The sequence below is a fragment of the Bacillus sp. FSL R5-0560 genome, assembly GCF_037966305.1.
Classification (GTDB): domain Bacteria; phylum Bacillota; class Bacilli; order Bacillales; family Bacillaceae; genus Bacillus; species Bacillus mojavensis.
On sequence record NZ_CP150195.1, the window covers coordinates 613,698 to 638,990 of the forward strand.

23 protein-coding genes, 4 tRNA genes and 3 rRNA genes are annotated in these 25,293 nt (G+C 45.1%); 26 read left to right on the forward strand and 4 right to left on the reverse strand.

The window, feature by feature from the left end; all coding sequences use genetic code 11:
* Positions 1-18: 18 nt before the first annotated feature.
* The 8 genes from NST56_RS03160 to NST56_RS03195 all read left to right on the forward strand — a co-directional run bounded on the left by NST56_RS03160 (position 19) and on the right by NST56_RS03195 (position 7,265).
* Positions 19-330, forward strand: coding sequence for a PTS sugar transporter subunit IIB (locus tag NST56_RS03160; RefSeq protein ID WP_168747067.1), 312 nt, complete (start codon positions 19-21; stop codon positions 328-330).
* Complete coding sequence (locus tag NST56_RS03165) at positions 330-662, forward strand: PTS lactose/cellobiose transporter subunit IIA (RefSeq protein ID WP_339182061.1); 333 nt, start codon at positions 330-332, stop codon at positions 660-662. The genes NST56_RS03160 and NST56_RS03165 overlap by 1 nt, the downstream gene beginning before the upstream one ends.
* 17 nt (positions 663-679) lie before the next feature.
* Positions 680-2,005, forward strand: coding sequence for a PTS cellobiose transporter subunit IIC (gene celB / locus NST56_RS03170; protein WP_339179910.1), 1,326 nt, complete (start codon positions 680-682; stop codon positions 2,003-2,005).
* Between the two features lie 18 nt (positions 2,006-2,023).
* The gene (locus NST56_RS03175) at positions 2,024-3,421 is read left to right on the forward strand and encodes a glycoside hydrolase family 1 protein (protein WP_339179913.1); all 1,398 of its coding nucleotides are present in this window, start codon (positions 2,024-2,026) and stop codon (positions 3,419-3,421) included.
* Between the two features lie 150 nt (positions 3,422-3,571).
* On the forward strand, positions 3,572-4,285 hold the full coding sequence (gmuR, locus tag NST56_RS03180; RefSeq protein ID WP_168747070.1) for a transcriptional regulator GmuR: 714 nt from the start codon (positions 3,572-3,574) through the stop codon (positions 4,283-4,285).
* 28 nt (positions 4,286-4,313) lie between these two features.
* Complete coding sequence (locus NST56_RS03185) at positions 4,314-5,213, forward strand: ROK family protein (RefSeq protein ID WP_229150288.1); 900 nt, start codon at positions 4,314-4,316, stop codon at positions 5,211-5,213.
* Positions 5,210-6,157: a mannose-6-phosphate isomerase, class I gene (manA, locus tag NST56_RS03190; protein ID WP_339179918.1), complete on the forward strand. Its 948-nt coding sequence runs from the start codon at positions 5,210-5,212 to the stop codon at positions 6,155-6,157. Before NST56_RS03185 ends, manA begins: the two co-directional genes overlap by 4 nt.
* Positions 6,158-6,176: 19 nt before the next feature.
* Positions 6,177-7,265, forward strand: a complete 1,089-nt coding sequence (locus tag NST56_RS03195; RefSeq protein WP_339179920.1) for a glycoside hydrolase family 26 protein — start codon at positions 6,177-6,179, stop codon at positions 7,263-7,265.
* Positions 7,266-7,320: 55 nt separating this feature from the next.
* On the opposite strand, the gene NST56_RS03200 is transcribed toward NST56_RS03195, so the two are convergent.
* Positions 7,321-8,175 carry a manganese catalase family protein gene (locus tag NST56_RS03200; RefSeq protein WP_168747074.1) on the reverse strand — a complete coding sequence of 285 codons (855 nt, stop codon included), beginning with the start codon at positions 8,173-8,175 and terminating at the stop codon, positions 7,321-7,323.
* 335 nt (positions 8,176-8,510) lie between these two features.
* Between NST56_RS03200 and NST56_RS03205 the strand changes: the two genes are divergently transcribed.
* From NST56_RS03205 to tsaD, 12 genes are all read left to right on the forward strand, one after another.
* Positions 8,511-8,587, forward strand: a tRNA-Arg gene (locus NST56_RS03205).
* A gap of 13 nt (positions 8,588-8,600) precedes the next feature.
* Positions 8,601-8,674: transfer RNA gene (locus tag NST56_RS03210), tRNA-Gly, on the forward strand.
* Positions 8,675-8,779: 105 nt separating this feature from the next.
* Positions 8,780-10,329: ribosomal RNA gene (locus tag NST56_RS03215) — 16S ribosomal RNA — on the forward strand.
* 169 nt (positions 10,330-10,498) lie between these two features.
* A 23S ribosomal RNA gene (locus NST56_RS03220) occupies positions 10,499-13,426 on the forward strand.
* A gap of 53 nt (positions 13,427-13,479) precedes the next feature.
* Positions 13,480-13,595 (forward strand): 5S ribosomal RNA (gene rrf / locus NST56_RS03225).
* The 16S, 23S and 5S rRNA genes sit together here with 4 tRNA genes alongside, the layout of an rRNA operon.
* 22 nt (positions 13,596-13,617) lie before the next feature.
* A tRNA-Met gene (locus NST56_RS03230) sits at positions 13,618-13,694 on the forward strand.
* A gap of 55 nt (positions 13,695-13,749) precedes the next feature.
* A tRNA-Asp gene (locus NST56_RS03235) sits at positions 13,750-13,826 on the forward strand.
* Positions 13,827-14,007: 181 nt separating this feature from the next.
* Positions 14,008-14,985, forward strand: a complete 978-nt coding sequence (gene thiL / locus NST56_RS03240) for a thiamine-phosphate kinase (protein WP_168747075.1) — start codon at positions 14,008-14,010, stop codon at positions 14,983-14,985.
* A 14-nt stretch (positions 14,986-14,999) separates the two neighbouring features.
* Positions 15,000-15,476 (forward strand): tRNA (adenosine(37)-N6)-threonylcarbamoyltransferase complex ATPase subunit type 1 TsaE, encoded by a 477-nt coding sequence (tsaE, locus tag NST56_RS03245; RefSeq protein WP_168747076.1) that lies wholly within the window; start codon positions 15,000-15,002, stop codon positions 15,474-15,476.
* Positions 15,457-16,146, forward strand: coding sequence for a tRNA (adenosine(37)-N6)-threonylcarbamoyltransferase complex dimerization subunit type 1 TsaB (gene tsaB / locus NST56_RS03250; RefSeq protein WP_010333204.1), 690 nt, complete (start codon positions 15,457-15,459; stop codon positions 16,144-16,146). Before tsaE ends, tsaB begins: the two co-directional genes overlap by 20 nt.
* Before the next feature lie 9 nt (positions 16,147-16,155).
* Positions 16,156-16,611, forward strand: coding sequence for a ribosomal protein S18-alanine N-acetyltransferase (gene rimI, locus NST56_RS03255; protein WP_010333205.1), 456 nt, complete (start codon positions 16,156-16,158; stop codon positions 16,609-16,611).
* Positions 16,604-17,644: a tRNA (adenosine(37)-N6)-threonylcarbamoyltransferase complex transferase subunit TsaD gene (gene tsaD / locus NST56_RS03260; RefSeq protein ID WP_168747077.1), complete on the forward strand. Its 1,041-nt coding sequence runs from the start codon at positions 16,604-16,606 to the stop codon at positions 17,642-17,644. The genes rimI and tsaD overlap by 8 nt, the downstream gene beginning before the upstream one ends.
* A 226-nt stretch (positions 17,645-17,870) precedes the next feature.
* On the opposite strand, the gene abc-f is transcribed toward tsaD, so the two are convergent.
* Complete coding sequence (gene abc-f, locus NST56_RS03265; protein WP_339179928.1) at positions 17,871-19,799, reverse strand: ABC-F type ribosomal protection protein; 1,929 nt, start codon at positions 19,797-19,799, stop codon at positions 17,871-17,873.
* Positions 19,800-19,925: 126 nt separating this feature from the next.
* On the opposite strand from abc-f, the gene moaC reads away from it, so the two are divergent.
* From moaC to tatC, 4 genes are read left to right on the forward strand one after another with little or no spacing between them, the layout of a single operon-like run.
* The gene (moaC, locus tag NST56_RS03270; RefSeq protein ID WP_010333208.1) at positions 19,926-20,438 is read left to right on the forward strand and encodes a cyclic pyranopterin monophosphate synthase MoaC; all 513 of its coding nucleotides are present in this window, start codon (positions 19,926-19,928) and stop codon (positions 20,436-20,438) included.
* Positions 20,435-21,082, forward strand: a complete 648-nt coding sequence (locus NST56_RS03275; protein WP_010333209.1) for a redox-sensing transcriptional repressor Rex — start codon at positions 20,435-20,437, stop codon at positions 21,080-21,082. The genes moaC and NST56_RS03275 overlap by 4 nt, the downstream gene beginning before the upstream one ends.
* A 21-nt stretch (positions 21,083-21,103) precedes the next feature.
* Complete coding sequence (gene tatAY / locus NST56_RS03280; RefSeq protein WP_010333210.1) at positions 21,104-21,277, forward strand: sec-independent protein translocase protein TatAY; 174 nt, start codon at positions 21,104-21,106, stop codon at positions 21,275-21,277.
* 6 nt (positions 21,278-21,283) lie between these two features.
* Complete coding sequence (tatC, locus tag NST56_RS03285) at positions 21,284-22,042, forward strand: twin-arginine translocase subunit TatC (RefSeq protein WP_326196856.1); 759 nt, start codon at positions 21,284-21,286, stop codon at positions 22,040-22,042.
* 45 nt (positions 22,043-22,087) lie between these two features.
* Here the strand turns inward: tatC and NST56_RS03290 are convergent, their stop codons facing one another.
* On the reverse strand, positions 22,088-22,279 hold the full coding sequence (locus tag NST56_RS03290; protein ID WP_010333212.1) for a YdiK family protein: 192 nt from the start codon (positions 22,277-22,279) through the stop codon (positions 22,088-22,090).
* Positions 22,276-23,010, reverse strand: coding sequence for a type II CAAX endopeptidase family protein (locus tag NST56_RS03295; RefSeq protein WP_339179935.1), 735 nt, complete (start codon positions 23,008-23,010; stop codon positions 22,276-22,278). The genes NST56_RS03290 and NST56_RS03295 overlap by 4 nt, the downstream gene beginning before the upstream one ends.
* Before the next feature lie 237 nt (positions 23,011-23,247).
* Here NST56_RS03295 and groES point away from each other — a divergent pair, with 237 nt between their 5' ends.
* A complete protein-coding gene (gene groES / locus NST56_RS03300; protein ID WP_003155970.1) occupies positions 23,248-23,532 on the forward strand; it encodes a co-chaperone GroES in 285 nt (94 codons plus the stop codon).
* A gap of 46 nt (positions 23,533-23,578) precedes the next feature.
* Positions 23,579-25,213, forward strand: a complete 1,635-nt coding sequence (gene groL, locus NST56_RS03305; RefSeq protein ID WP_010333214.1) for a chaperonin GroEL — start codon at positions 23,579-23,581, stop codon at positions 25,211-25,213.
* The last annotated feature ends 80 nt before the right edge of the window (positions 25,214-25,293 follow it).

Below are 25,293 nucleotides of genomic sequence, written 5' to 3' on the forward strand. Positions count from 1 at the left end.
AAAGGGGAGGGACATCCATTGAAGAAAATTTTACTTGCGTGCAGTTCGGGAATGTCCACCAGTTTGCTGGTGACAAAAATGAAAGAATACGCGCAATCCATTGGAGAGGAAGCGGAGATCTGGGCAGTCGGCCAGGATAAAGCGAAAGAAGATATGCAAAAGGCAGACGCGGTTTTAATCGGCCCGCAAATGAGCTTTCTGAAAAGCGAACTGCAAAAAGCAGCCGACCAATACAACATTCGGGTTGAGGTCATTGACATGATGGCTTACGGAATGGCAGATGGCAAAAAAGCATATGAACAGGCTTTGTCATTAATGGGGCAACAATGATGGAGCACATAAAAATTGCCGACTTAACAGACGAACAAATCAGCTTTCAGCTCATTCTCCACAGCGGCAATGCCCGCAGCTGCATCATTCAATCACTGCGCGCCTACAAGGAAGGAAACAGGGGGGAGGCAGATGCCCTTATTGCCCAGGCTGAGGATGCTCTATCTGCAGCCCATGACATTCACTTTCAAATGATACAGAAAGAATCAAGCGGCGAGGCAGCCAATTTCTCATTGCTGCTTATGCACGCGGAAGATCACCTGATGTCAACATTGGCCATGAAAGAATTGGTAAAAGAGCTGCTTGGCATCTTTAAAACAAAGAATCTATAAAAATCGGGGTGGATAGGGTGTTCGAGAAAATCAGCCAATTCCTTGTTCCAATTGCAGGGAGGTTAAATAATAACCGTTATTTGCAGGTATTGCGCGATGCGTTTATGCTGGCCTTCCCGCTTACGATATTCGGGTCCATTTTTGTGGTATTAACGAACCTGCCGTTTTTAAATAAAATCATGAATGCTTCAATGCTCACATCGTTTCAGTCCAATTTTGGCATTGCGTCTACGGCGACCATGGGGATTATGTCTGTCTTCGTCGTGTTCGGTATAGGCTATTATCTCTCAAAAAGCTATCAGGTCGAAGCTGTGTTTGGCGGTGCGATCGCTTTGGTTTCCTTTTTCCTGCTGACGCCTTTTATTGTTCAGCCGGAAACAGGAGAAGCCATAACCGGCGTCATTCCGGTAGACCGCCTCGGTGCCAAAGGAATGTTTCTGGGAATGATCACGGCATTTCTTTCTGGAGAAATCTACAGAAGAATCGTTCAAAAAAACCTGACGATCAAAATGCCTGCCGGGGTTCCGCCGGCTGTAGCAAAATCATTTGCCGCACTTATTCCGGCTTTTATCACATTGACTGTGTTTTTGCTGATTAACGTTGTGGTCACCCAGCTTTTCAAAACCAATATGCATGATGTCATTTATCATGCGATTCAGGCTCCGCTTGTCGGACTTGGAAGCGGTATCATACCGACGCTGATTGCTGTATTTTTCATTCAAATTCTATGGTTTTTCGGATTGCATGGGCAAATCATTATCAACTCTGTGATGGATCCGATCTGGAATACACTGCAGGTGGAAAACCTGGCAGCCTACACAGCGGGGAAAGAAGTACCGCATATCATCTCAAAACCGTTTATGGAGATTTATACAGTGGGAATGGGCGGAACCGGGATGACGCTGGCGATTGTGTTTACGATTCTCATATTTATGAAAAGCAGGCAGATGAAGCAAGTGTCAAAACTCGGCCTTGCTCCAGGGATTTTTAACGTAAACGAACCGATTATCTTCGGGCTGCCGATTGTGATGAATCCGATCATCCTTGTGCCTTGGGTTTTGGCGCCGATGGTTGTCACACTCGTCACCTATCTGGCCATGTCCGCGGGACTTGTTCCGCCTCCAACAGGTGTCACGGTTCCATGGACGGTTCCGCTATTTATTAATGGCATCATGGCGACAAACTCAATCATGGGCGGCGTGATGCAGCTTGTCAATCTGATGATTGTCTTTGTGATATGGTTCCCGTTCCTGAAAGCGATGGATAAATTACATTTGGCAAAAGAAAAGGAACAGGCTGTTCAGGAAACAGCACAGCAAAATGATAACAGCATCAAAATGTGACATAAGGAGAGAGAGAACTTGACTCAAACAGAACAGTATCGTTTTCCGAAAGATTTTTGGTGGGGATCATCTGCTTCAGCGACACAAACGGAGGGTGCCGCCGATCGAGACGGAAAAGGGAAGAATATTTGGGATTACTGGTTTGAAAAAGAGCCTCATCGCTTTTTTGGACATGTAGGACCTGCATCCACATCGAAATTTTATGACAACTATAAAGACGATATCAGGCTGATGAAGGAGCTTGGCCACAACTCGTTTCGTATGTCGATTTCATGGTCACGTTTAATACCGGGCGGAACAGGCGAGATCAACCCTAAAGCAGCGGACTTTTATAACAGCGTCATTGATGAGTTCATAGCTAATGGAATAGAACCCTTTGTCAATTTATTTCATTTCGATATGCCGATGGAACTTCAAAACATCGGCGGCTGGGCAAACAGAGAAACGGTGGACGCTTATGAAAACTATGCGAGAACGTGCTTTCGTTTGTTTGGCGATCGCGTGAAAAAATGGTTCACCCATAACGAGCCGATCGTGCCGGTCGAAGGCGGATATTTATATGATTTTCATTATCCGAACAAGGTAGATTTTAAAGAAGCCGTTCAAGTCGGGTTTCACACATTGTTATCAAGCGCCCGCGCCATACAGGCTTACAGAGAGATGAGGCAGGATGGAAAAATCGGCATCATCTTAAATTTGACGCCATCCTACCCGAGAAGCAGCCACCCGGCAGATGTAAAAGCGGGAGAAATAGCAGATGCGTTCTTTAACCGATCTTTTTTAGACCCTTCTGTAAAAGGCGAGTTTCCAAAAGAACTCATACACATTTTAAAAACTGAAGGCTTTATGCCTGAATACGAGAAAGAGGATCTTGAGATCATTACACAGCATACGGTTGACTTATTAGGTGTGAATTATTATCAGCCGAGACGTGTAAAAGCAAAAGAGCACCTGCCGAATCCGGATGCGCCGTTTTTGCCTGACAGGTATTTCGATCCTTACGTCATGCCGGGCCGAAAAATGAATCCTCACCGAGGCTGGGAGATTTACGAAAAAGGCGTTTATGATATCCTGATCAATCTAAAAGAAAATTACGGGAATATCGAGTGCTTTATTTCTGAAAACGGTATGGGAGTTGAAGGGGAAGAGCGTTTCAGAGATGAACAGGGCATGATTCAGGATGACTACCGAATTGAATTTATCAAAGAGCACTTAAAATGGATTTACCGCGCTGTACAGGAAGGATCAAACGTAAAAGGCTATCACTTATGGACGTTTATGGACAATTGGTCATGGACAAACGCTTATAAAAACCGATACGGATTTGTATCAGTCAATCTGGAGAAAGACGGAGAAAGAACGGTCAAAAAGAGCGGAAAATGGTTCAAAGAGGTTGCTGAGAAAAATGGTTTTTAGGTTGCTATAGCAAAAAGGTCTTCCGGCGGTCAAGATTTCTAATAGAGACAACAAATAGCCATAACATTGATGAAACAGGGAAAAGAACTTATGATATCGGTAAAGAAGCTTATTTGATATCAAAATTTTTTCAGCTGCCGGAGGATACCAATGAATAAATACGAAATCATTGCAAATGAAATGAGAAAACGAATCAAAAATAACGTATATCCCATCGATCAGCCGATTCCCGATGAAATATCTCTTGCAAAAGAGTTCAATTCAAGCCGCATGACGATGAAAAGAGCTCTTGATAATTTAGTTGCTGAAGGACTGTTATTCAGAAAACGCGGTCATGGAACCTTTATCATTCAATCTGCGATACAGGATGATCATGTCCATGTCGTCAGCAATGAAATCCTCGGACTGACCAATTTGTTAAAAGACAAAAAAATCAAAAGCAAGGTCATTCAGTTCGAGGTGCAATTTCCCACTGAGGAAGTGGCTGCCCATTTATCAATTGATCAAAAAACGCCGGTTTATTATGTTGTACGGCTGCGGATTGTGGAAGGAGAGCCATATGTGTTGGAAAAAACATATATGCCGACACACTTAATAGCCGGCATTAATGATGAGGTGCTGCACCACTCTATTTATGAACACATCACAAACAGGCTTCAGCTAAAGATTGCCGGAACACACCGGAAAATCAGAGCCTGTAAATCTGATGAGATGGATCAGCAGCATCTGGGCTGCAAACAGGATGATCCCATTCTTGAAGTGGAGCACGTGGGCTTTTTAGATAACGGAATTCCATTTGAATATTCCTTTTCACGTCATCGGCATGACAAATTTGTCGTCACTTCGGTAAATGTAAGGCGCTGATCGCGGAGATAACAAGGAGGCCATCTGCATGCTTGGCGGTATTGAAGCAGGCGGCACAAAATTTGTGTGTGCCGTCGGAACAGAAGATGGAACGATCATTGACAGAATGGAGCTACCAACAGCGATGCCGGATGAAACGATAGAGAAAGTGATTCAATATTTTCGCCAATTCTCGCTGCAGGCAATCGGCATCGGCTCCTTTGGTCCCGTTGATATAGATGTAAACAGTAAAACATATGGAACCATTACTGCCACGCCTAAACCAGGCTGGAGGCACTATCCATTCTTGAAAACAATAAAAGAAGAAATGAATATTCCTGTCGGATTCAGCACAGATGTAAATGCTGCGGCGCTCGGAGAATCTCTTTTCGGTGCAGCTAAAGACCTCGACAGCTGCTTATATATCACGATCGGAACTGGCATTGGTGCAGGCGCGGTTATAGAAGGGCGGCTTCTGCAAGGATTGTCACATCCTGAAATGGGCCATATCTATATTCGCCGCCATCCGGATGACACGTATCAAGGAAAGTGCCCCTATCATAAGGATTGCTTCGAAGGTCTGGCTTCCGGTCCCGCTATAGAAGCACGATGGGGAAACAAGGCCGCAGATTTATCACATGTAAATGAGGTCTGGGAACTTGAAGGATATTATATTGCGCAGGCTCTGGCACAATATATCCTCATCCTGGCACCCAAAAAAATGATTCTTGGCGGCGGCGTCATGAATCAGAGCCAGCTGTTCCCTTATATATATCAATATGTACCTAAAATAATGAACAGCTACTTTAATTTTTCTGAATTATCAGAAAGTATAAATGAGTATATTGTATCTCCCCGTTTAGGCAGAAATGCCGGAATCATCGGAACGTTTGTTTTAGCCGATCAGGCATTAAAAGCAGAAGAAGCATCCGGGGAGGTTCCATCATGAAGCATCCTTTATTTTTAGAGCCGATTTTTAAAGAAAGGATATGGGGCGGCACAGCGCTTCGTGATAGCTTCGGCTACAGCATCCCTTCAGAAAAAACGGGTGAATGCTGGGCTGTCTCGGCCCATGCCAATGGATCATCGACTATTCAAAATGGCCGGTTGGCAGGAAAAACACTGGATCAAGTGTGGAAAGAATGCCCGGAGTTTTTCGGCTTTCCGCAAAGAAGCGTGTTTCCATTACTGGTGAAAGTACTAGATGCCAACATGGACCTCTCTGTACAAGTGCATCCTGATGATCATTATGCCATGGTACACGAAAACGGAGACCCTGGAAAAACAGAGTGCTGGTACATTATTGATTGCAAAGAAGACGCAGAACTGATTCTGGGACATCATGCAGGCACGAAGGAAGAATTCAAAAAGCTTATAGAAAGCGGTGACTGGAACGGGCTGCTTAGGCGCATCAACATAAAGCCCGGAGATTTCTTTTATGTGCCAAGCGGCACGCTGCATGCATTGTGTGAGGGCACCCTCGTCCTTGAAATTCAGCAAAATTCCGATACCACATATCGCGTATACGATTATGAACGCTGTAATGACCATGGCCAAAAAAGGGATCTCCATATAGAAAAAGCGATGGAAGTCGTAAACATACCGCATACGGACTCTGAACCAATACCGTCGGTGAAAGAAATGAAGGATGCCGTGATTACGTCTTATGTTCAGTCAGATTATTTCTCAGTTTACAAATGGAACGTCAGCGGCAAGCCGGTTTTCCCTTCTCATCAAACCTATTTGCTGTGCAGTGTTGTCGAAGGCTCAGGGATAATAGAAAACAACGGTGTGCAGTATGAATGCAAGAAAGGCTCACACTTTATTTTGCCTGCCCATTTTGGCGAGTTTTCAATAGAAGGAACTTGCGAGCTGATCATATCTCATCCCTAATAAGAACGGAGGAATTTCTGTGTTAAAGAAACCTATCATCTGTTTGTTCATCTTATTTTTATTTGCGTCTGCCGTTTTGACTGAGCCGATCCAAGCACATACTGTGTCACCTGTTAATCCTAAAGCACAGCAGACAACAAAAGATGTGATGAATTGGCTTGCCCACCTGCCGAATCGTTCTGAAAACAGGGTGCTTTCCGGTGCGTTTGGCGGTTACAGTCATGACACATTCTCTATGGCAGAAGCAGAAAGAATCCGGAACGCATCCGGACAATCACCTGCCATTTACGGCTGTGATTACGCGAGGGGATGGCTTGAAACCTCAAATATTGAAGATTCTATAGATGTGAGCTGCAACAGTGATTTAATATCTTACTGGAAAAGCGGAGGGATTCCGCAGATCAGTCTGCATCTAGCAAATCCTGCTTATCAGTCAGGACATTTTAAAACACCGATTACCAATGATCAGTATAAAAAACTGTTAGACTCTACATCAACAGAGGGGAAGCGGCTGAACGCCATGCTCAGCAAAATTGCTGACGGACTTCAACAACTGGAAAACCAAGGCGTGCCCGTTCTGTTCAGGCCGCTGCATGAGATGAACGGTGAGTGGTTTTGGTGGGGGCTGGCGTCATATAATCAAAAGGATGATGAAAGAATCTTCTTATATAAACAGCTCTATATCAAAATCTATCATTATATGACTGACGAAAGAGGATTGGATCATTTATTATGGGTTTACTCCCCCGACGCTAATCGGGATTTCAAAACAGATTTTTACCCTGGAGCTTCATACGTGGATATCGTTGGGTTAGATGCATACTTTCAAGATCCATATTCGATAAGCGGATACGACCAGCTGACAGCACTTAATAAACCCTTTGCTTTCACGGAAGTTGGTCCGCAAACTGCAAACGGCAGCTTTGATTACAGCCTGTTTATGAGTGCGATAAAACAGAAATACCCTAAAACCACTTATTATCTGGCCTGGAATGATGAATGGAGCCCGGCTGTGAACAAAGGCGCTTCCGCTCTCTATAATGATAGCTGGACATTAAATAAGGGAGAAGTATGGAACGGTGATACATTAACACCTATAGTTGAATAAAAACGTTTTACATTAATAAAGGTTCTCAAGGATATCCTTGAGAACCTTTTGCTCATCAAGCGTTCATATCCCCTAAGCCGGGACTATGTTCATTCGGCATTTCTGGAAGAACCGGAACAGGGAATCCAGCAGGAGGTTCGGTTACTTGCAGCTCGCCGCCATTTCTGCTTGGAGATTTTCCTTGGAAGATCTCTGCAATTCTTGTTTCATCTAATCTGAAGTTAAACTGTACATTATGGTAGCCCAAATCAACATACTTTCTGCACTCTGGGTATTTATTAATGTCGTAATTCGGAACAGGAAAAAGCTTAGCCCAGTCAACGCCCAAAGTCTCAAGCGCTTTAGCGAAAGCATTTTGGTGAGCATTGTCACGTACAATAAGAAAAGCGAGAGTTTCCCGGAACGTCTGATTAGAGCTCATTTCATAAATTCTTGTTTTTTGGAGAACACCAGTAGACTCAAGCAACAAGTTATCCAACAGGTCAGTGATTAAGTTTCCGTGATTATACACCCAGGAGGCGTTCCAAGGATTGCCGCCCGCATCAACCGGGAGTGAACTCTGTGCGCCAATAATGTAATGATGGGGGTTAGCATGTTTAACTGCTTCATCAAGGGGAGCGTGATCTATACCCTGGCTGCCGACACCAGCACCGCCTGATTCATCCAACAAAGCATTGATTGTATTTTGCACAAGCTCTACATGGGCAATTTCTTCTAAGAAGATACCGCGCAGCAAATCACGATATTGTTTCTGCTTTCCTCTGAAATTGGAGCTTTGAAAGAAATATTGCATCATTGTACGCATTTCTCCATAATGTCCGCCTAATATTTCCTGCAGTACTTTAGCTGCGGCCGGATCTGGCTTATCGGGTTTAATGATATTGATCAATTCTTCTTTGTAGTAAAACATAACATGCCTCTTTTCTATATTATTTTGTTTTTATATCATCTGTTCAATCAGATAAAATATACGGACTAACAAACAGCGGAAAAGAAAATGAGAAAATCGAAATAAAAATATAGAAAAAGTGTTGACCAATGAAAAAACACATGGTATAGTATTAAATGTCGCTGATGAACAGCACAAAAAAATGAAAAACAAAAAAGTTTTTCGAAGGTGTTTACAAACACTTCAGAATGTGTATAATAGATAAAGTCGAATCAAAAAGATTTTAAAAAAAGCATTCGAAAAAACATCTTGACTTTAATATCAATTAATAGTATGATAGTTAAGTCGCTCGATAAGCGCCCGTAGCTCAATTGGATAGAGCGTTTGACTACGGATCAAAAGGTTAGGGGTTCGACTCCTCTCGGGCGCGCCAATATAATATACACGCGGGTGTAGTTTAGTGGTAAAACCTCAGCCTTCCAAGCTGATGTCGTGAGTTCGATTCTCATCACCCGCTCCATTATTTATTGAATGATCTTTGAAAACTAAACAAGACAAAACGTACCTGTTAATTCAAGTTTTATTATAAAATCGCACAGCGATGTGCGTAGTCAGTCAAACTACTTTATCGGAGAGTTTGATCCTGGCTCAGGACGAACGCTGGCGGCGTGCCTAATACATGCAAGTCGAGCGGACAGATGGGAGCTTGCTCCCTGATGTTAGCGGCGGACGGGTGAGTAACACGTGGGTAACCTGCCTGTAAGACTGGGATAACTCCGGGAAACCGGGGCTAATACCGGATGCTTGTTTGAACCGCATGGTTCAAACATAAAAGGTGGCTTCGGCTACCACTTACAGATGGACCCGCGGCGCATTAGCTAGTTGGTGAGGTAACGGCTCACCAAGGCAACGATGCGTAGCCGACCTGAGAGGGTGATCGGCCACACTGGGACTGAGACACGGCCCAGACTCCTACGGGAGGCAGCAGTAGGGAATCTTCCGCAATGGACGAAAGTCTGACGGAGCAACGCCGCGTGAGTGATGAAGGTTTTCGGATCGTAAAGCTCTGTTGTTAGGGAAGAACAAGTACCGTTCGAATAGGGCGGTACCTTGACGGTACCTAACCAGAAAGCCACGGCTAACTACGTGCCAGCAGCCGCGGTAATACGTAGGTGGCAAGCGTTGTCCGGAATTATTGGGCGTAAAGGGCTCGCAGGCGGTTCCTTAAGTCTGATGTGAAAGCCCCCGGCTCAACCGGGGAGGGTCATTGGAAACTGGGGAACTTGAGTGCAGAAGAGGAGAGTGGAATTCCACGTGTAGCGGTGAAATGCGTAGAGATGTGGAGGAACACCAGTGGCGAAGGCGACTCTCTGGTCTGTAACTGACGCTGAGGAGCGAAAGCGTGGGGAGCGAACAGGATTAGATACCCTGGTAGTCCACGCCGTAAACGATGAGTGCTAAGTGTTAGGGGGTTTCCGCCCCTTAGTGCTGCAGCTAACGCATTAAGCACTCCGCCTGGGGAGTACGGTCGCAAGACTGAAACTCAAAGGAATTGACGGGGGCCCGCACAAGCGGTGGAGCATGTGGTTTAATTCGAAGCAACGCGAAGAACCTTACCAGGTCTTGACATCCTCTGACAATCCTAGAGATAGGACGTCCCCTTCGGGGGCAGAGTGACAGGTGGTGCATGGTTGTCGTCAGCTCGTGTCGTGAGATGTTGGGTTAAGTCCCGCAACGAGCGCAACCCTTGATCTTAGTTGCCAGCATTCAGTTGGGCACTCTAAGGTGACTGCCGGTGACAAACCGGAGGAAGGTGGGGATGACGTCAAATCATCATGCCCCTTATGACCTGGGCTACACACGTGCTACAATGGACAGAACAAAGGGCAGCAAAACCGCGAGGTTAAGCCAATCCCACAAATCTGTTCTCAGTTCGGATCGCAGTCTGCAACTCGACTGCGTGAAGCTGGAATCGCTAGTAATCGCGGATCAGCATGCCGCGGTGAATACGTTCCCGGGCCTTGTACACACCGCCCGTCACACCACGAGAGTTTGTAACACCCGAAGTCGGTGAGGTAACCTTTATGGAGCCAGCCGCCGAAGGTGGGACAGATGATTGGGGTGAAGTCGTAACAAGGTAGCCGTATCGGAAGGTGCGGCTGGATCACCTCCTTTCTAAGGATATTTACGGAATATAAGACCTTGGGTCTTATAAACAGAACGTTCCCTGTCTTGTTTAGTTTTGAAGGATCATTCCTTCGAAACGTGTTCTTTGAAAACTAGATAACAGTAGACATCACATTCAATTAGTAACACAAGATATCACATAGTGATTCTTTTTAACGGTTAAGTTAGAAAGGGCGCACGGTGGATGCCTTGGCACTAGGAGCCGATGAAGGACGGGACGAACACCGATATGCTTCGGGGAGCTGTAAGCAAGCTTTGATCCGGAGATTTCCGAATGGGGAAACCCACCACTCGTAATGGAGTGGTATCCATATCTGAATTCATAGGATATGAGAAGGCAGACCCGGGGAACTGAAACATCTAAGTACCCGGAGGAAGAGAAAGCAAATGCGATTCCCTGAGTAGCGGCGAGCGAAACGGGATTAGCCCAAACCAAGAGGCTTGCCTCTTGGGGTTGTAGGACACTCTATACGGAGTTACAAAGGAACGAGGTAGATGAAGAGGTCTGGAAAGGCCCGCCATAGAAGGTAACAGCCCTGTAGTCAAAACTTCGTTCTCTCCAGAGTGGATCCTGAGTACGGCGGAACACGTGAAATTCCGTCGGAATCCGGGAGGACCATCTCCCAAGGCTAAATACTCCCTAGTGACCGATAGTGAACCAGTACCGTGAGGGAAAGGTGAAAAGCACCCCGGAAGGGGAGTGAAAGAGATCCTGAAACCGTGTGCCTACAAGTAGTCAGAGCCCGTTAACGGGTGATGGCGTGCCTTTTGTAGAATGAACCGGCGAGTTACGATCCCGTGCAAGGTTAAGCAGAAGATGCGGAGCCGCAGCGAAAGCGAGTCTGAATAGGGCGCATGAGTACGTGGTCGTAGACCCGAAACCAGGTGATCTACCCATGTCCAGGGTGAAGTTCAGGTAACACTGAATGGAGGCCCGAACCCACGCACGTTGAAAAGTGCGGGGATGAGGTGTGGGTAGGGGTGAAATGCCAATCGAACCTGGAGATAGCTGGTTCTCTCCGAAATAGCTTTAGGGCTAGCCTCAAGGTAAGAGTCTTGGAGGTAGAGCACTGATTGGACTAGGGGCCCCTACCGGGTTACCGAATTCAGTCAAACTCCGAATGCCAATGACTTATCCTTGGGAGTCAGACTGCGAGTGATAAGATCCGTAGTCGAAAGGGAAACAGCCCAGACCGCCAGCTAAGGTCCCAAAGTATACGTTAAGTGGAAAAGGATGTGGAGTTGCTTAGACAACCAGGATGTTGGCTTAGAAGCAGCCACCATTTAAAGAGTGCGTAATAGCTCACTGGTCGAGTGACTCTGCGCCGAAAATGTACCGGGGCTAAACGTATCACCGAAGCTGCGGACTGTTCTTCGAACAGTGGTAGGAGAGCGTTCTAAGGGCTGTGAAGCCAGACCGGAAGGACTGGTGGAGCGCTTAGAAGTGAGAATGCCGGTATGAGTAGCGAAAGAGGGGTGAGAATCCCCTCCACCGAATGCCTAAGGTTTCCTGAGGAAGGCTCGTCCGCTCAGGGTTAGTCGGGACCTAAGCCGAGGCCGAAAGGCGTAGGCGATGGACAACAGGTTGATATTCCTGTACCACCTCCTCACCATTTGAGCAATGGGGGGACGCAGGAGGATAGGGTAAGCGCGGTATTGGATATCCGCGTCCAAGCAGTTAGGCTGGGAAATAGGCAAATCCGTTTCCCATAAGGCTGAGCTGTGATGGCGAGCGAAATTTAGTAGCGAAGTTCCTGATTCCACACTGCCAAGAAAAGCCTCTAGCGAGGTGAGAGGTGCCCGTACCGCAAACCGACACAGGTAGGCGAGGAGAGAATCCTAAGGTGATCGAGAGAACTCTCGTTAAGGAACTCGGCAAAATGACCCCGTAACTTCGGGAGAAGGGGTGCTCTGTTAGGGTGAAAGCCCGAGAGAGCCGCAGTGAATAGGCCCAGGCGACTGTTTAGCAAAAACACAGGTCTCTGCGAAGCCGTAAGGCGAAGTATAGGGGCTGACGCCTGCCCGGTGCTGGAAGGTTAAGAGGAGCGCTTAGCGTAAGCGAAGGTGCGAATTGAAGCCCCAGTAAACGGCGGCCGTAACTATAACGGTCCTAAGGTAGCGAAATTCCTTGTCGGGTAAGTTCCGACCCGCACGAAAGGCGCAACGATCTGGGCACTGTCTCAACGAGAGACTCGGTGAAATTATAGTACCTGTGAAGATGCAGGTTACCCGCGACAGGACGGAAAGACCCCGTGGAGCTTTACTGCAGCCTGATATTGAATGTTGGTACAGCTTGTACAGGATAGGTAGGAGCCTTGGAAACCGGAGCGCCAGCTTCGGTGGAGGCATCGGTGGGATACTACCCTGGCTGTATTGACCTTCTAACCCGCCGCCCTTATCGGGCGGGGAGACAGTGTCAGGTGGGCAGTTTGACTGGGGCGGTCGCCTCCTAAAAGGTAACGGAGGCGCCCAAAGGTTCCCTCAGAATGGTTGGAAATCATTCGCAGAGTGTAAAGGCACAAGGGAGCTTGACTGCGAGACCTACAAGTCGAGCAGGGACGAAAGTCGGGCTTAGTGATCCGGTGGTTCCGCATGGAAGGGCCATCGCTCAACGGATAAAAGCTACCCCGGGGATAACAGGCTTATCTCCCCCAAGAGTCCACATCGACGGGGAGGTTTGGCACCTCGATGTCGGCTCATCGCATCCTGGGGCTGTAGTCGGTCCCAAGGGTTGGGCTGTTCGCCCATTAAAGCGGTACGCGAGCTGGGTTCAGAACGTCGTGAGACAGTTCGGTCCCTATCCGTCGCGGGCGCAGGAAATTTGAGAGGAGCTGTCCTTAGTACGAGAGGACCGGGATGGACGCACCGCTGGTGTACCAGTTGTTCTGCCAAGGGCATCGCTGGGTAGCTATGTGCGGACGGGATAAGTGCTGAAAGCATCTAAGCATGAAGCCCCCCTCAAGATGAGATTTCCCATTCCGCAAGGAAGTAAGATCCCTGAAAGATGATCAGGTTGATAGGTCTGAGGTGGAAGTGTGGCGACACATGGAGCTGACAGATACTAATCGATCGAGGACTTAACCTAATTTCTAATGATGTCACATCTGTTATCTAGTTTTGAGAGAACACTCTCAATTGTTTGGTGGCGATAGCGAAGAGGTCACACCCGTTCCCATGCCGAACACGGAAGTTAAGCTCTTCAGCGCCGATGGTAGTCGGGGGTTTCCCCCTGTGAGAGTAGGACGCCGCCAAGCTGTTTTATCTTAATTATATCATCGCGGGGTGGAGCAGTTCGGTAGCTCGTCGGGCTCATAACCCGAAGGTCGCAGGTTCAAATCCTGCCCCCGCAACCAAAAAAATCTATCCTTTTAAATAAGGAGTGCCCAAAGGGTGCAACCAAATTAAAATGGTCCGGTAGTTCAGTTGGTTAGAATGCCTGCCTGTCACGCAGGAGGTCGCGGGTTCGAGTCCCGTCCGGACCGCCATTTATTGTAAACGAAACGATCATGTTTTCGTTTTTTTTTGTGTTTTCTTTTATTGCGTCTTTTGCTTGGTATGATAGCCAAGCTTTCTTTATATCAGCAACATCTTGGATATTTCAGCATAATCCGATACACTAGATACAGTACATATAAAACATGGTCAGACCAAAAGGAGGTTTGGTTAATGGATGAGTTTGATTTAATTAATAGTATTACTCCTCGGACCATTCACCATTCTTCCGTTGATGTAGGAATTGGAGACGATGCCGCTCTTTACACAGCGAAAAACGGTGTGCAGGAAATTGTATGTGTCGATACAATGGTAGAGGACGTGCATTTTAAATTGAGCTATTCTTCGCCGGAGGACATTGGTTATAAGGCGTTAGCCATAAATATAAGTGATATTGCCGCTATGGGAGGTATCCCTAAGTTTTATTTAGTGTCTCTTGCAGTGCCTTTAAAATGGACGGAATCAGAAATCAAAGCAATGTATGAAGGAATGAATGAACTGGCGAAACTATATTGTATGGATCTGATTGGCGGTGATACAGTTTCTACTTCCGATAAACTAGTCGTCACAGTGACTGTGATTGGGGAAGTTGAAAAGGGACGTGCCTGTTTGCGCAGTTTGGCAAAGCCGAATGATATTGTCTTTGTCACTGGTGAAATCGGTTCTTCTGCCGCTGGACTTTCATTGCTGCTAAAAGAGTCTTCCCATCCGGAAACATCATTTGAAACAAATTACTTTATCAATAGGCATAAGCGGCCTCAGCCAAGAGTGAGTGTTGGCAGACTATGCTCGAACGCTCAGCGTGTGGCTCTTAATGATATTAGTGACGGATTGGCAAGTGAACTGCATGAAATTGCAGAATCCAGCTCCGTTTCAATAGAAATTGACGAGAGCCTACTTCCAGTTCATCCAGACTTGCCTAAGCTGAATTCCAAATGGAAGGAATGGGCTTTGTTTGGCGGAGAGGATTTTGAACTGACTGGGACGATCTCAAAGGAAGACTGGGATGTGTTAGAGCAGGAGTGCTGCAGACTTCAACTGCCAATTAAAAAGATTGGATGTGTCCGGGAAAAGACAGAATCCAATGTCATATTAAAGACAGAAGAAGAAACAATGACTTTAGAGAAAAAAGGATATAATCATTTTAAATAAGACGGGTGACTCGTGTGAAGCAATTAAAATGGAGAACTGAAAATCCTGAAGAAACAAAAGCGATTGCGAAGCTGACTGCATCGTTTTCAAAGCCTGGGGACGTCCTGACATTAGAGGGCGATTTAGGAGCTGGAAAAACAACCTTTACAAAAGGTTTTGCTGAAGGACTCGGAATTACACGTGTTGTAAACAGTCCGACGTTTACAATCATAAAAGAATATAACGATGGTTCACTTCCTCTTTATCATATGGATGTATACAGAATGGAAGACGAGAGTGAAGACTTGGGACTTGATGAATATTTTCACGGACAAGGTGTCTGCTTAGTGGAGTGGGCACATTTAATTGAAGAGCAGCTTCCGCAGGAGCGACTGCAAATTGTCATTAAAAGAGCTGGTGATGATGAAAGAGAGATCGTCTTTACAGCGGTGGGGAATCGGTATGAAATGCTTTGTGAGGAGATAAGTAGACATGACAATATTAGCGATTGATACATCGAATTATACTTTAGGCATAGCGCTGCTTCGGGACAACACTGTCATAGCAGAATACATCACTTATTTAAAAAAGAATCATTCTGTAAGGGCGATGCCTGCTGTTCATTCTTTGCTGAATGATTGTGATCTAACCCCGCAGGATCTTTCTAAAATTGTTGTTGCAAAAGGTCCAGGCTCGTACACAGGGGTGAGAATCGGTGTAACAATTGCCAAAACACTTGCATGGTCTTTAAACATTCCGATTTCTGCTGTATCAAGTCTTGAAGCGCTGGCGGCAAATGGACGTCACTTTGATGGTCTGATCAGCCCTATATTTGATGCGAGACGCGGACAGGTGTATACAGGTCTTTATGAATATAAAAACGGGCTTTTAGAGCAGGCTGTTCCGGATCAAAACGTGATGCTGACAGAGTGGCTGGAGATGCTAAAAGAGAAGGATCGCCCTGTTTTGTTTTTAGGTCATGATACATCCATACACAAGGAGACGATACTGGATGTATTAGGAACAAAAGGAGTCATAGGGCCTGCGGCTCAGCATAATCCCCGCCCTTCAGAATTGGCTTACGCAGGTGCGGATAGGGAAGCTGTTGATATTCACGGGCTTGTGCCGGATTATTTACGGCTTGCAGAAGCAGAAGCGAAATGGATTGAAAGTCAAAAGTAGGGTGATAGGATGAAAACAAAAGCAGCAGTTAGAAAAATGCAGCTTAATGATGTTGATCACGTATACGATATTGAAACATCCTCCTTTACGTCTCCCTGGACGAAGGATTCGTTTTATCATGAATTGCTTGAAAATCCATATGCCCACTATCTCGTGATTGAAAAGGACGATTGTATCGCGGGTTATTGCGGAATTTGGATTGTGATGGATGACGCCCAAATCACAAATATAGCGATTAAACCAGAGTATAGGGGCCAGTCTTTAGGAGAAGCACTTTTTCGTTCAGCTCTCGAGCTTTGTAAAGAAAAAGAGGCGAGGCGGCTTTCGCTTGAAGTGAGGGTTTCCAATCACCCTGCTCAAAGCTTATATAAAAAGTTCGGGATGCAGCCCGGTGGAATAAGGAAGAACTATTATACTGATAACGGGGAAGATGCGTTAATTATGTGGGTGACGATAAATGAATGAGCAAAAAGATCTTTATATATTAGGAATCGAAACGAGCTGCGATGAAACGGCAGCAGCGATTGTAAAAAACGGAACAGAAATCGTCTCGAACGTTGTGGCCTCTCAAATTGAAAGCCATAAACGATTCGGTGGGGTTGTGCCGGAAATTGCATCAAGACATCATGTGGAGCAAATCACTTTAGTGATCGAAGAGGCTTTCCGTAAAGCAGACATGACATATCGTGATATAGATGCGATTGCAGTTACTGAAGGCCCGGGATTGGTGGGAGCACTGCTAATCGGGGTAAACGCCGCTAAAGCATTGAGCTTTGCGCATCATATTCCGTTAGTTGGAGTCCATCATATAGCGGGCCATATATACGCAAACCGTCTGGTAGAAGAGATCGTTTTTCCAGCGCTTGCATTGGTCGTTTCCGGCGGCCATACGGAATTGGTTTATATGAAAGAACACGGTTCATTTGAAGTGATCGGGGAAACACTCGATGACGCAGCAGGGGAAGCTTATGACAAAGTGGCAAGAACGATGGGGCTCCCGTATCCAGGCGGACCGCAGATTGACAAGCTTGCGGAATCAGGTAATGACACTATTCCTCTGCCTCGCGCATGGCTTGAAGAAGGTTCTTATCATTTCAGCTTCAGCGGGCTGAAATCCGCTGTGATCAATACGCTTCATAACGCGGCTCAAAAAGGACAGGTCATTGCGCCGGAAGATCTTTCTGCCAGTTTTCAGAATAGCGTCATTGATGTCTTAGTGACAAAAACGGCACGCGCTGCAAAAGAATATGGTGTCAAACAGGTTCTTTTAGCCGGCGGAGTTGCTGCAAACAGAGGGCTCAGAGCGGCGTTACAGAAGGAATTCTCCCAGCATGAGGGGACAGCGCTCATCATTCCTCCGCTATCCTTATGTACAGATAATGCTGCAATGATTGCTGCGGCCGGTACTATTGCTTTTGAAAAAGGGATTCGCGGATCATATGATATGAATGGCCAGCCTGGTCTTGAACTGACTTCTTATCAAGGTCTCACGACATAATGACGTGAGGCTTTTTTATTGTTATTAACAGATAATTCTCAATTTATCCACATATCTGTTAGTCATTATGGAGATATAGATGGATAAAGGGGTTGAGAGGCTGTTAATAAAGTGGATAAATTCAGAATATTTTGTGGATATTGTGTATAAGTCGCTTTCTTCGTTTGCTTATAAGGGTATTTACTGTGGATAAAAAGCACCTCTAAAAAAGAGGTGCTTGACTTTTTTAATCTTCTTCTGTGGATAGTTCTTCCCATTCTGATAATAGGTTTTCCAATTCTTGATTGAGTTTCTCGTTGTCAGCGTGGATAGCTTGTACCTTTTCGTGGTTCTGATATACTTCCGGATCACAAAGTAATTCATCATTGTGACTGATGTTTTCTTCTATGGTCTGAACTGTCGTTTCAATTTCTTCTATGCGTCTGAGTCGTTGGCGTTCTTTCTTTTTCCATTCTTTTTCTTCCTCGTATGAACGTTTAGAGTCGGATTTCTGTGCAGCCGTTGCTTTTTCAGTTTCCTCTTGCTGTTTCATTTTCTCCAATTCTACCTGCTGTGTTTTTTTCTCTGTATAATAATCGTAATCTCCGAGGTATTCCTCAATATGGTTTGGAGAAAGCTCGTATACCCTTGTTGCGATTCTGTTAATAAAATATCTGTCATGTGAGACAAATAACAATGTACCCGGATAATCGATCAAGGCGTTCTCGAGAACTTCTTTGCTGTCTAAATCAAGATGGTTTGTCGGCTCATCAAGAATGAGAAAGTTAGCTTTTTGCAGCATCAGCTTGGCCAGGGCCACTCTTGCTTTTTCGCCCCCGCTTAGGGAATGGACGGGTTTAAGCACATCATCCCCGGAGAATAAGAAATTTCCGAGGCACGTTCTGATTTCTTTCTCTTGAAGCTCCGGATACTCGTCCCACAGCTCATCAATGACGCGTTTAGAGGAGGTCAGCTCAGCTTGTTCCTGGTCATAGTAACCGATACTGACATTTGAGCCGTACGCTATTGTTCCCTGATCTGGCTTCAGTGTGTTTATTAATGTTTTCAGCAAGGTTGATTTTCCGATTCCGTTGGGACCTACAAGAGCGGCGCTTTCTCCTCTTGTCAGCCTAAACGAAACATCTGTCAGAAGCGGTGGCTGGTTTTCATAGCTGATGGTCAGATCCTGAACCCGCAGGACCTCGTTCCCGCTCTGTTTTGTAATATCAAAAAGAAAATTTGCTGATTTTTCGTCGCCGAGCGGTTTTGACATGACGTCCATCCGTTCAAGCTGTTTCCGCCGGCTTTGTGCTCTTTTTGTCGTTGAGGCTCTCGCCAGATTTCGGTCTACAAAGTCCTGCAGCTTAGCGATTTCATCCTGCTGTTTTTCATACAGCTTAAGATCCTTTTCATATTGGGCAGCTTTCTGATCGAGATAAGCGCTGTAGTTGCCGTGATACTTTTTGCTCTCTGATCTAGATACCTCGTACACCTGATTCACCACTTTATCCAAAAAGTAGCGGTCGTGAGAAACAATCAGAATGGCGCCTGAATAGCCTTGCAAATAATGTTCAAGCCAGGTCAGCGTATTAATGTCCAGGTGGTTGGTCGGCTCATCTAGAATGAGAAGGTCAGGCTGTGTTAACAAAAGCTTACCCAAGGCCAGTCTTGTTTTCTGACCACCGCTCAGGCTTTGCACCTGCGTTGAATCGTCAAAATGGCTGAAGCCGAGACCGTGCAGCACAGATCTGACATCTGCTTCATATTGGTAGCCGCCTTTATCTTTAAATTCCTGCTGAAGGCGGTCATAGGTTTTCATGATGCTTTCCAGTTCACCTGGGTCAGCTGCCGCCATTTTTTCTTCTATGGTGCGCATTTCTTTTTCCATTGCTTTTAAGTGATCAAAAACAGTCAGCAGCTCTTCTTTTATGGTAAGCTTAGAATCCAAGCCGGTATGCTGGGCTAAGTAGCCCATTGTGATATCTTTTGGCTTGATAACTTCACCCTTTTCATATGAAAGGTGACCTGCGATAATTTTAAGGAGTGTAGATTTCCCTGCGCCGTTTCTTCCTACAATTGCGACGCGATCACGGTTTCTGACTTCCAGCTTTATATTGTTTAAAATAGTATCAGCACCAAATGATTTGGAAAGCTGATTAATTTGTAAGATCATCATATTATTTCACCTCTGCTATAATAAGTTAAGTGTAGCTTATGAACCAGAACTCAGCAAACAATACATTGGCCGGATAAGACATAGAGAAGAAAATAGTGTATGATCTGTTTAAGGAGAGTTTTTACTATGAATGGATTTTCTCATTTTAATGAACAGGGCAGAGCCCAGATGGTGGATATCAGCGAAAAATCTTCGACTGTCCGTACTGCGGCGGCTGTATCAAGCGTACACATGAAGAGTGAAGTGTACGAGAAAATAAAAAGCCATGATATCGGCAAAGGAGATGTACTTGCTGTCGCTCAGGTGGCGGGCATTATGGCTGCAAAGCAAACATCAAATATCATTCCGATGTGCCATCCGCTATCCTTGAGCGGGGTCGATATTTCGTTTGACTGGAAAATAAAAGAAACAGAAGTTATACTTCATATAAAAGCACAGGTCAAAACGAAAGGGAGTACAGGTGTGGAAATGGAAGCGCTAACTTCTGCATCGGTGTGTGCCCTTACTGTTTACGATATGTGCAAGGCGCTTGATAAGGGGATGGTCATCGGCCCTACCTGCTTGCTGGAAAAGACAGGCGGGAAAAACGGTGACTTTAAAAGAGAACTATCCGAGTATAATTTGGAGGACCAAAAATGAATAAGGATCAATCAAAAATTCCGCAGGCGACGGCAAAACGGCTGCCGCTTTATTATCGCTTTTTAAAGAATCTGCATGCGTCAGGAAAACAGCGTGTATCATCTGCTGAACTCAGTGATGCCGTAAAGGTTGATTCTGCCACGATTCGCAGGGATTTTTCCTATTTTGGAGCTCTTGGCAAAAAAGGATACGGATATAATGTTGATTATTTGCTGTCATTTTTCCGAAAAACACTTGATCAGGATGAAATGACAGACGTTATCTTGATTGGTGTCGGGAACTTAGGAACAGCATTTCTTCACTATAATTTCACAAAAAATAATAACACGAAAATTTCTATGGCTTTTGATATAAATGAGAGTAAAATAGGAACTGAGGTAGGCGGTGTGCCCGTCTTTAACCTCGATGATCTTGAAAAACATGTAAAAGGCGAATCAGTTGCCATTCTGACAGTGCCCGCAGTTGCGGCCCAATCGATTACCGACAGATTGGTTGCGTTAGGGATTAAGGGTATTCTTAATTTTACGCCGGCCCGTTTGAATGTGCCGGAACACATTCGAATTCATCATATAGATTTAGCTGTAGAGCTTCAGTCACTGGTTTATTTCTTGAAGCATTATTCTGTTTTAGAGGAAATCGAGTAACCGGAAAGGAGGAGCCCAAATATGCCGATCGGTCCTGGAAGCCTTGCTGTTATCGCAATCGTTGCTCTGATTATCTTTGGTCCCAAAAAGCTGCCTGAGTTGGGAAAAGCGGCTGGAGACACACTTCGTGAATTCAAAAACGCTACTAAAGGATTAGCGAGTGATGATGAGGAAAAAAAGAAAGAGAATCAGTAAGTTAGGATGACACAAATGAAAGTGAATCAAATGTCGCTGCTGGAGCATATTGCGGAGCTTCGAAAACGATTGCTGGTTGTGGCGCTGGCGTTTGTCGTTTTCTTTATCGCGGGATTTTTTTTAGCGAAGCCGATTATAGTGTATCTGCAAGAAACGGATGAAGCGAAGGAGCTCACGCTCAATGCGTTTAATCTGACAGACCCGCTTTATGTGTTTATGCAGTTTGCGTTTATCATCGGGATTGTCCTGACTTCGCCGGTTATTCTTTACCAGCTTTGGGCTTTTGTGAGCCCGGGTCTCTATGAAAGGGAACGCAAAGTAACGCTCAGCTACATTCCGATCTCTATTTTGCTTTTTTTAGCGGGTTTATCTTTTTCCTATTATATTTTATTTCCTTTTGTTGTCGATTTTATGAAACGGATCTCTCAGGATTTGAATGTCACTCAGGTAATTGGAATTAATGAATATTTTCATTTTCTTCTGCAGCTGACGATTCCGTTTGGACTATTGTTTCAAATGCCGGTCATCCTTATGTTTTTGACAAGGCTTGGAATTGTGACACCGATGTTTTTAACGAAAATCAGAAAGTATGCGTACTTTACGCTGCTTGTGATTGCTGCTCTGATTACACCACCTGAGCTTTTGTCTCATATGATGGTGACTGTTCCGCTCTTGATTTTGTATGAAATCAGTATTTTAATATCGAAGGCTGCCTATCGGAAAGCGCAGAAAAGCAGTGCTGCCGATCAGGACGTTTCTTCTTAGCCATCATAAAAAATCCATTTCTCATAGAAGAGAAATGGATTTTCTTTATTTCTGGTTTTTCTTTGTTTTAAATGAAAAGGCGAACATCTTAAAAGAAATGCTGATGTTGTATGCAGCGAACACCATCAGCAGGATGGAGTAAAATGACCACATGCTGCCTGGTGAGCTTGCGGCGAGATAAGTAAAGATGCACCCTACGGCAAAGTAGATCATTCCCCACACTATCGGGTTTCTCATGAAAGTAATCCTCCAATAATCAATTGCATTTGTGTGCTTTGCTGTTCAAGGTATTTCTGAACAGGCTCAAGCTGCATAATGACGACGAATGTATTCATCATTACATGGGCGAAAATCGGCACCCAAATCCGTTTGGTTCTCGCATATAGAAATGCAAAGGTAAAGCCCATTGCCGTATACAGCAGAAGGTGCGTTAAATCGGCATGAACAATTCCGAAAATAATGGAGCTGATCAGTCCGGCAATAAAGAAATTCGTTTTTTCGTACAGCGCGCCGAAAATGATTTTTCTGAAGATGATTTCTTCTAATATGGGCCCGATGATAGAAGAAACGATAATCATAAGCGGGACTGCCTGAATCACATCCAGGATGGCTTTTGTATTTTCTGATTCTCTTCCGATGCCAAATACATAATATTCAATAGAACCGGCTATTCCTTGAGAGAAAAGGGCTATGAAAAAACCGGCTATCGCCCAAAGGATCGATAGTCCGACAGAGTCTTTCTTTTCGTTTCGCAACGTAGTCTTAGGCACAGTTCTGAGAATGAGCAATACAACAATCAGACAGGCCATAAAACTGATGACGGACCATAATCCCTGCGCGTGCAGCAGATTTTCTTTTGTGGGCTGTACTCCCGCATAACCGAATTTAAATAACAAGGGAATCCCGATTACTGCTGAAAACTGCATGATGATATATGTCAAAATAATAAACCAATACTGTTTTCTCAAATGGTATGTACTCCTTTGTTAAGTGGGTTTCTTTTGTCTACAGCTATTGTAACATAATTGAACGGGGGTGAAAAAACCAAGGGATATCAGAGCTGAAAAGAATGATGTAAGCGTGAAAAATTTTTTATCTTATCACTTGAAATTGGAAGTCAGATTCTTTATTATAAGAGTTGTGTTAGCACTCTTTAGTGCTGAGTGCTAAAATTACATATTCATACTATTGAGGAGGTTATTACATTGTTAAAGCCATTAGGTGATCGCGTTGTCATTGAACTCGTAGAATCTGAAGAAAAAACTGCCAGCGGAATTGTGTTACCGGATTCTGCAAAAGAAAAGCCGCAAGAAGGCAAAATCGTGGCAGCTGGTTCAGGTCGCGTGTTAGAAAGCGGAGAGCGCGTTGCTTTAGAAGTAAAAGAGGGCGACCGCATTATCTTCTCAAAATACGCAGGTACTGAAGTGAAATACGAAGGTACTGAATACTTAATCTTACGTGAAAGCGACATTTTAGCTGTTATCGGCTAATTCTTAAATAAACAAATACTTAAAAATTCGAGGAGGTTTCGTACACATGGCAAAAGATATTAAGTTTAGTGAAGAAGCTCGCCGCGCAATGCTTCGCGGTGTTGATGCACTTGCTGATGCTGTAAAAGTAACTTTAGGACCAAAAGGACGCAACGTGGTTCTAGAGAAAAAATTCGGTTCTCCGTTAATTACAAATGACGGTGTAACAATCGCTAAAGAAATCGAACTTGAAGACGCGTTTGAAAACATGGGTGCTAAGCTTGTAGCTGAAGTAGCCAGCAAAACAAACGACGTTGCCGGTGACGGTACAACAACTGCGACAGTTCTTGCGCAAGCAATGATCCGCGAAGGCCTTAAAAACGTAACAGCAGGCGCTAACCCTGTAGGCGTGCGTAAAGGTATGGAACAAGCTGTAAACGTTGCGATCGAGAACCTGAAAGAAATTTCTAAGCCAATCGAAGGCAAAGAATCTATCGCTCAGGTTGCTGCGATCTCTGCTGCTGATGAGGAAGTCGGAAGCCTTATCGCTGAAGCAATGGAGCGCGTAGGCAACGACGGCGTTATCACAATCGAAGAGTCTAAAGGCTTCACAACTGAGCTTGAAGTTGTTGAAGGTATGCAATTCGACCGCGGATATGCGTCTCCTTACATGGTAACTGATTCTGATAAGATGGAAGCGGTTCTTGACAATCCTTACATCTTAATCACAGATAAAAAAATCACAAACATTCAAGAAATCCTTCCTGTGCTTGAGCAGGTTGTTCAGCAAGGCAAACCATTGCTTCTAATCGCTGAGGATGTTGAAGGTGAAGCTCTTGCAACACTTGTTGTGAACAAACTTCGCGGTACTTTCAACGCAGTGGCTGTTAAAGCTCCTGGATTCGGTGACCGCCGTAAAGCAATGCTTGAAGACATCGCTGTCCTTACTGGCGGAGAAGTCATCACAGAAGATCTTGGCCTTGACCTGAAATCTACTGAAATCGGACAATTGGGACGCGCTTCTAAAGTTGTGGTTACAAAAGAAAACACAACAATCGTTGAAGGCGCTGGCGAAACAGATAAAATTTCTGCACGCGTCACTCAAATCCGCGCACAAGTGGAAGAAACAACTTCTGAGTTCGACAGAGAAAAATTACAAGAGCGTCTTGCTAAACTTGCTGGCGGCGTAGCTGTCATCAAAGTCGGCGCTGCGACTGAAACTGAGCTGAAAGAGCGTAAACTTCGCATCGAAGACGCCCTGAACTCAACTCGCGCAGCTGTTGAAGAAGGCATCGTATCCGGCGGTGGTACAGCGCTTGTCAACGTATATAACAAAGTGGCTGCCGTTGAAGCTGAAGGTGATGCGCAAACAGGTATCAACATCGTGCTTCGCGCGCTTGAAGAGCCAATTCGTCAAATCGCGCACAATGCAGGTCTTGAAGGATCTGTCATCGTTGAGCGCCTCAAAAACGAAGAAATCGGCGTAGGCTTCAACGCTGCAACTGGCGAATGGGTAAACATGATCGAAAAAGGGATCGTTGACCCAACGAAAGTAACACGCTCTGCACTGCAAAACGCAGCTTCTGTAGCAGCAATGCTCTTAACAACTGAAGCTGTTGTCGCTGACAAACCAGAAGAAAACGCCGGCGGCGCAGGAATGCCTGACATGGGCGGCATGGGCGGTATGGGTGGAATGATGTAAAACCGACAAAAAACCCTTGATTTACAAGGGGTTGTCGGTAACGGACGTCATTTTTGATGCCCTTTTGATGCCATTTATAA